At 62.0% G+C, this 1486-nt stretch carries 1 protein-coding gene; it reads left to right on the forward strand.

Translation table 11 applies throughout. The features are described 5' to 3' along the window. Positions 1-930: efflux RND transporter permease subunit (locus GGQ85_RS20715; protein ID WP_309776088.1), on the forward strand; the 930-nt coding region annotated here is incomplete at its 5' end. Between the last annotated feature and the right edge of the window lie 556 nt (positions 931-1486).

A 1486-nucleotide genomic window follows, 5' to 3' on the forward strand; every position in this document is an offset into this window, starting at 1 on the left:
GTGCCCCTCCAGCGCCTGTTCGACACGCTCGGCACCTATGTCGGCTCGTCCTTCGTCAACCTCTTCAATCGGTTCGGCTACGTCTACCAGGTCTATGTGCAAAGCGAGACGAGCGGCCGGCGCACGATGGAAGACGTAGAGCGCCTGACCGTGCTCAACAATCAGGGGGAGCCGGTGCGGCTTGGTTCCATTATCCAGGCCCGCTTCGTCAGTGGGCCGACCGCGGTCCTGTCCTACAACACCTATCCAGCGATCGAGGTGGCGGTCGGCACGGCGCCAGGGGCAAGCTCCGGCACGGTGATCGCTGAGATCGAGCGGCTGGCCGCCGAGAAGCTGCCTTCGAACTACGCAGTCGCGTGGACCGAGGTCGCATACCAGGAGAAGATCGCCGGCGGCTACGCACCGCTGATTTTCGGCCTAGGCGTTCTGATGATCTTTCTGCTGCTCGCCGGGCAGTACGAGTCGGTTCGCCTGCCCTTCGTCATTCTGCTCGCGACACCGTTAGCGATTTTCGGGGCCATCGGCTTCCTGGCTCTCCGGGATCTACCGCTCGACATCTTTGGGCAGGTCGGGCTCCTGCTTCTCGTTGGGCTCGCGGCCAAGAACGCGATCCTCCTTGTCGCCTTCGCGGAGGACCTGCGCCGGAACCAAGGGGAGAATCCGCTGAGGGCTGCCCAGGATGCGGCTCGGCTGCGGCTGCGCCCGATCCTGATGACCTCCTTCGCCTTCATCCTCGGCGCTGTGCCACTCGCCATCGCGAGCGGGGCAGGCGCAAACGCCCGCTTGTCAATGGGCACCGCGGTAATTGGCGGTCTCTTAGTGGCGACGCTGATCACCCTCTTGATCACGCCGACCTTCTACGTTGCCGCCGAGCGGCTGTTCGGCCGACAAAAGGAAAGCCGTCGAGGGAGCGCCCGACCTGCGGAATAGGCACGGCGCGGCGAAGCGGCGAAGAAGTCAGTGGCCTTTTCTTCCAACCAACTTTGATTAATCCGACCTGCTTTCGAAGGCAGAATATCGGTATCAATGCTGTTTGAAGGCTGAAGGAGAACGATTATGCGCAACACCATGGGTCTTCGCGTTGCCGGCGTGTTCGTTTTTTCACTCGCTACGGCGATGCCGGCGTTCGCGACCAAGACGTCCACAGCTCTCGGAATGTGTATCTCTCGCGGGACAGATTGCACCGTCTCCAACAAGGGCGACAACTACGAGATTTGTGTCAAAAACACCGGTGGCACCCAATGCGTGAGCTGCGGGAATCTCGGGCAACCCAGCGATAAGCAGACTTGCTCGGTTGCACGAGCCGCAGGTAAACCGGTAGGACCCCATGTCGGCCCCGCCGGACTTCTAGCAGATGAGGCGGGATCTCTGGCTGACGAGTGAGCCGCTGCGCCTGTGCGTGGCGGTGACAAAGTAGGCCACGGAGCGCCGGCGTGATGTCGGTGCGGGCGGAGTAAAAACCGTCCAGTGGCTAGGTTGATCCCTT

It is taken from the genome of Nitrobacter vulgaris, from assembly GCF_031453995.1.
Taxonomy (GTDB): domain Bacteria; phylum Pseudomonadota; class Alphaproteobacteria; order Rhizobiales; family Xanthobacteraceae; genus Nitrobacter; species Nitrobacter vulgaris.